Annotated in this window: 1 pseudogene; it reads right to left on the reverse strand. The window is 71.3% G+C overall.

The features are described from left to right. A pseudogene (locus FVA95_RS29330) lies at nt 1-416 on the reverse strand (IS481 family transposase); the annotation flags it as partial. Between the last annotated feature and the right edge of the window lie 103 nt (nt 417-519).

Genomic DNA, 519 nt, shown 5'->3' on the forward strand with positions numbered 1-519 from the left:
GCGTAGGCGGTGCGTGAGTGGTCGTCGATCACGGTGTGGACGTAGGCGGTCCCGATGGCCGGGCGGTAGTACTTGCCTCGTTGACCGGTGCGCCGCGCGGTGGCCGCCTGGTTGCGGCGGCCTTGCTGCCGTCCCAGGTAGCGCCAGCCCCCGCCGTCGGGGATGTTGGCGAACTTGGTGACGTCGACGTGGATCAGCGAGCCGGGGTGGGGGTGCTCGTAGCGGCGCAGCGGCTCCCCGGTGCCCCGGTCGATGTGGGAGAGCCGGTTGATCCGACAGCGCACCAGGACCGCGTGCACGGTCGAGGCGGCCATGCCCAGGCGCCCGGCGATCTGGACCGGGCCCAGCCGGTGCCGCCAGCGCAGCCGTACGATTCGCCGCACCAGACCGACACGGGTCTTCGTCGGTGAGGACTGTCCGGGGACGGGCTGTGGTGTCGGTTGATGGACGACCTGACGTGTCGTTGGCCCGGGCGCGATCATGACACGGCTGCCGGGACCGGGGACAGTGCTCTGTCCT

Source organism: Pseudonocardia sp. EV170527-09, from assembly GCF_008369905.1.
Taxonomy (GTDB): Bacteria; Actinomycetota; Actinomycetes; order Mycobacteriales; family Pseudonocardiaceae; genus Pseudonocardia.